At 70.7% G+C, this 4608-nt stretch carries 5 protein-coding genes; all 5 read left to right on the plus strand.

Annotated elements, in window-relative coordinates; translation table 11 throughout:
- Positions 1–1287 (plus strand): DUF2252 domain-containing protein (locus tag ACFU99_RS19145; RefSeq protein ID WP_384393299.1); only part of this gene is annotated, 1287 nt, incomplete at its 5' end.
- A gap of 45 nt (positions 1288–1332) precedes the next feature.
- On the plus strand, positions 1333–1989 hold the full coding sequence (locus tag ACFU99_RS19150) for a hypothetical protein (RefSeq protein WP_384393302.1): 657 nt from the start codon (positions 1333–1335) through the stop codon (positions 1987–1989).
- A gap of 81 nt (positions 1990–2070) precedes the next feature.
- Complete coding sequence (locus ACFU99_RS19155) at positions 2071–2895, plus strand: thioredoxin domain-containing protein (RefSeq protein WP_384393305.1); 825 nt, start codon at positions 2071–2073, stop codon at positions 2893–2895.
- Between the two features lie 84 nt (positions 2896–2979).
- Positions 2980–3669: a hypothetical protein gene (locus tag ACFU99_RS19160; protein WP_384393308.1), complete on the plus strand. Its 690-nt coding sequence runs from the start codon at positions 2980–2982 to the stop codon at positions 3667–3669.
- Positions 3670–3720: 51 nt separating this feature from the next.
- Positions 3721–4575 carry a thioredoxin domain-containing protein gene (locus ACFU99_RS19165; RefSeq protein ID WP_384393311.1) on the plus strand — a complete coding sequence of 285 codons (855 nt, stop codon included), beginning with the start codon at positions 3721–3723 and terminating at the stop codon, positions 4573–4575.
- Positions 4576–4608: the final 33 nt, after the last annotated feature.

Below are 4608 nucleotides of genomic sequence, written 5' to 3' on the forward strand. Positions count from 1 at the left end.
CTTCTGGCGGCCGACCCGGCCGCCTTCCGGGTCAAGTTCCGGAAGATGGCCGCGTCCGCCTTCGCCTTCTACCGGGGCACCGCCTGCCTGTTCTACAACGACCTCGCCACAGGCCCCGACAGCACGGCCGGCGCGGCGGGCGACGACGGCGCGTACCTGGACGAGCGGACGAGCCGGGTGTGGGTGCACGGCGATCTGCACGCCGAGAACTTCGGCACGTACATGGACGCCAACGGCCGGCTGGTCTTCAACGTCAACGACTTCGACGAGGCCTACGTGGGCCCCTTCACCTGGGACCTCAAGCGCTTCGCCGCCTCCATCGCGCTCATCGGCTACTCGAAGGCGCTCAGCGACGGGCAGATCACCGAGCTGGTGGGCGTCTACGCGGCCGCGTACCGCGCGCGCGTGCACGACCTGGCGACCGGCGCGAAGAACGACGAGGTGCCGCCGTTCACCCTGGACAGCGCCGAGGGCCCGCTGCTGGGCGCGCTGCGCGACGCGCGCTCGCGGACCCGGTTCGCGCTGCTCGACTCGATGACCGAGATCCGCGACTACGAGCGCCGCTTCACCTCGGGCGGCGGCACGATCGAGCTGGACGCGGCGGACCGCTACAAGGTTCTCGCGGCCTTCGACGGCTATCTGGAGACGCTCCCGGAGTCCAGCCTGGCCCGGCCCGACTCCTACCGCGTCAAGGACGTCGTCGGCCGCCGGGGCATCGGCATAGGGAGCGCCGGCCTGCCCTCGTACAACATCCTCCTGGAGGGCAACAGCGACGCCCTGGAGAACGACGTCGTCATCTACATGAAGCAGGCGCAGACCCCGGCCGTCTCCCGGCACATCACCGACCGGGCGGTGCGCGACTACTTCCAGCACGAGGGCCACCGCACGGTCATCTCGCAGCGCGCCCTCCAGGCGCACGCCGACCCCTGGCTGGGGTGGACGGAGCTGGAGGGGGACGGCAGCCGCCGGGGGCAGCTGGTCGCCGAGGTCTCGCCGTACGCGGTGGACCTCGACTGGTCGGACATCGACGACCCGGCCGAGATCGCCGCCGTCGTCGCGGACCTGGGCCGGGCCACCGCCGCCATGCACGCGGCCGCCGACGACCAGAGCGGCCACTCGCTGGTGCCCTTCTCCACCGAGCGCGCCATCGACGCGGTCATCGCCGCCGACGAGGACGGCTTCGGCGAGCTGCTGACCGGCTTCGCGCACTCCTACGGGGCGCGGGCGCGGGCCGACCACCAGATCTTCGTGGACCTCTTCCGCAACGGCCGCATCCCCGGCCTGTGAGCCGCACCCCGCTCACAGCCCTTTAGGCAGTCCCTACCTCCGCCCATGACAGACTTCGCCGCGATGGACATTTCAGCGGTACGACTGCGGGCTCTGCGCGCGGCGCTCTTCACGGCGCTGTGCGTACTGCTGTCCGCGACGTCCCATGTGCTGCTGTCCGGCGTCCCGCTGCCGCTGACGACCGTCGTCGCGCTGTCGGTCGCCGTCTTCGTGATCGCGTACGCGCTGGCGGGCCGGGAGCGCGGCTACTGGCACATCGCCGCCCTCCTCGTCCCCCTGGAGCTGGCGGCCGACGCCGTCTTCACCACCGGGCAGGACACCTGTCACGGCCAGGTCGCCCCCGCTCCCACCGGAGGGCCGCTGGTCCTGCTGTGCGGCGGCGGCGACATCGGCTCGCCGCTGCCGAACGTGCCGGACACCGCGACGGCCTTCTGGCTGCTGCTCGCCGCGCACCTCGCGCTCGGGCTGCTGGGCGCGGCATGGCTGCGGCGCGGCGAGGCGGCGTTCGGCCAGCTGCTGCGTGCCGCGGCCGTGTCCGCGTTCCGCCCGCTGCTGCTCGCTCTCGCGGCGCTCGCCGCGGCGGCCGCGCCCGTACGGGCCCCGGTGCGCCGGATCGCGCGCCGCACCCCGCCCGCACGCACGCTCCCTCTGCTCGTGCATTCGGTCGTCCGCCGGGGACCGCCTCTCCCGGCGACCGCCTGAGCAATCCGGTCGAACGGCCGCCGGGCGACAAGCCTGCCGGCCGACGGACGACTGTCATACGACGCAGAGAGAAGCATCCTCATGAGCAACCGCAACAGTCAGCAGAACAAGCAGGCCGCCCGCGAGCGGCTGCGCGCCGAGCGCGAGCGCCAGGCCAAGAAGGACAAGACCCGCCGGCAGCTCGTCGTCGGCGGCTCGGTCGTCGCGGTGCTGGCCGTCGCCGCGGGCATCGGGGTGGCCGCCACGCAGCTGGGCGGCAGCGGCGGCAGCAAGAGCAGCAACTCGTCCTGGGACGCGGCCGCCAAGAAGACGCTGGTCGAGCCCGCGAACACCGCGGGCAAGGGCGGCACCGACATCACCGTCGGCGACCCGAAGGCCAAGCACACGCTTGAGGTCTACCAGGACATGCGCTGCCCGATCTGCTCGGTCTTCGAGCAGAACGTCGGGCAGACGATCCAGAAGGACGTCAAGGACGGCACGTACAAGGTCACGTACCACATCGGCACATTCCTGGACAAGAACATGGGCGGGACCGGGTCGAAGAACGCGCTCAGCGCGATCGGCGCCGCCGTCAACGTCAGCCCGGAGGCGTTCGTCGCCTACAACCAGGCGCTGTACTCCAAGACGAACCACCCCGAGGAGAACCAGGACAAGTTCGCCGACGACGACTACCTGCTGAAGATCGCGCAGCAGGTACCGGCGCTCAAGGACAACGCCGAGTTCAAGAAGAACGTCACCGAGGGCACGTTCGACAAGTGGGCGCTGAACGTCTCCGACACGTTCGACAACACGAAGGACGTCACCGGGACGCCGACCCTCAAGCTCGACGGCAAGAAGCTGACCAAGGGCGAGGGCGTGCCGATGACTCCGGCGGACTTCGAGTCGGCCGTCAAGGACCACCTGTGATCCGTCGCTGATCCGCCTCCTATGCGGACCCGAGTCCGAATCTTGACACGACGCCTACCCGCCTCCGTGGCAAAATTCGGCGTCATGGAGGGGACGGGAGAGCAGTGGAGAGCCGTGCGTGCGGCGCTGTTCACGGCCGTGTGCCTCACGCTGTCCGCCGGCTCCCACGTCGTGCTCTCCCGCACCCCCCTCCCGCTGCCGACGGTGGCCGTGCTCTGCGTCGCGCTCTTCACGGTCGCGTACGCCCTGGCGGGACGGGAGCGCGGCTACGGGAGCATCGCCGCTCTCCTCGTCCCCCTGGAGCTGGCGGCGGACACGGTCTTCACCACCGGCCAGCACGCGTGTTACGGGCGTTCGGGCGGCCCCGTCACGGGGCCGCTGCGCTCCATGGGCGTCGATCTGCTGTGCCGCGGCGGCGACTTCGGCACGCCGCTGGCCCGGCTGACCGCCCACCGCGGCGACCCCGCGCCGCTCTTCAGCACCGCCTCGGCGCCCTGGCTGCTGCTGGCCGCGCACGTCGCGGTCGGGCTGCTGGCCGCCGCCTGGCTGCGCCGCGGCGAGGTGGCGCTGCGGCGGCTGCTGCGCGCGGTCGCCTCGCTGGCCTTCCGGCCGCTGCTGCTCGCCGTCGCCGTGATCGCCGCCACCGCGCGGCCGACGGCTCCCGTCGTCTCGTACGGGCGCGCGCCCCTCGCCCGTACGCTCCCCCAGCTCTTCCACTCCGTCCTGCGGCGCGGTCCGCCCCGCCCGGCCGCCTGGGCGCCCTCGGGCGCCTGAGCAGTCCGGTCCCCTTCGCCACCGCGCACGTCAATCCACGGAGTCGACATCATGAGCAACCGCAACAACCAGCAGAACAAGCAGGCCGCCCGCGAGAAGATGCGCGCCGAGCGCGAGCGCCAGGCCAAGAAGGACAAGACCCGCCGGCAGCTCGTCGTCGGCGGCGCGATCGTGGTGGTCCTCGCGATAGCCGGCGGCATCGGCTTCGCGGTCAGCAACATGGACGGCGGTTCCGGCAAGGACAAGTCCACCGGCAGCAAGGAGTGGGACGCCGCCGCCAAGAAGACGCTCGTCAAGCCTGCCAACACCACGGGTGAGAACGGCGATGTGATCACCATCGGCGACGCGAAGGCCAAGAAGACCCTGGAGGTCTTCGAGGACCCGCGGTGCCCGTCTTGCGCGTCCTTCGAGCAGAACGTCGGGGCTGAGCTGCGCCAGGACGTCAAGGACGGCCGTTACAAGGTGCGTTTCGTCATGGTCAACTTCATCGACACCCTGGGCGGCGGCTCGGGGACCGGCTCGAAGAACGCCGTCAGCGCGCTGGGCGCGGCCCTGAACGTCAGCCCGGACGCGTTCGTCGCGTACAAGGAAGCCCTGTACTCGCAGAAGAACCACCCGGAGGAGACGGACGACGCCTTCGCCAAGGACCAGAAGCTCATCGACATCGCACAGCAGGTCCCGGCCCTCAAGGGCAACGCCGGCTTCGAGAAGGCCGTGAAGGACGGCACGTACGACAAGTGGGCGCTGGAGATGGGCAAGCTCTTCGGCAAGAACGGCGTGAACGGCACGCCGACGCTGCTCGTCGACGGGAAGAAGCTGAACGCCGAAGGCGCGGATCGCGCCCCGATGACCAAGGACGAGTTCGTCGCGGCGATCGACAAGGAATTCGGCCCGAAGAAGAAGTAGTCCTCAGGCCGCGGGTGGGCGACCGTATGAATT

The organism is Streptomyces sp. NPDC057654 (genome assembly GCF_042800135.1).
Lineage (GTDB): Bacteria > Actinomycetota > Actinomycetes > Streptomycetales > Streptomycetaceae > Streptomyces.

Bases quoted from the DNA above. Each gene is read 5' to 3' on its own strand.
- ACFU99_RS19150 (WP_384393302.1), top strand. From the start codon at position 1,333: ATGACAGACTTCGCCGCGATGGACATTTCAGCGGTACGACTGCGGGCT.
- ACFU99_RS19155 (WP_384393305.1), top strand. From the start codon at position 2,071: ATGAGCAACCGCAACAGTCAGCAGAACAAGCAGGCCGCCCGCGAGCGG.
- ACFU99_RS19160 (WP_384393308.1), top strand. From the start codon at position 2,980: ATGGAGGGGACGGGAGAGCAGTGGAGAGCCGTGCGTGCGGCGCTGTTC.
- ACFU99_RS19165 (WP_384393311.1), top strand. From the start codon at position 3,721: ATGAGCAACCGCAACAACCAGCAGAACAAGCAGGCCGCCCGCGAGAAG.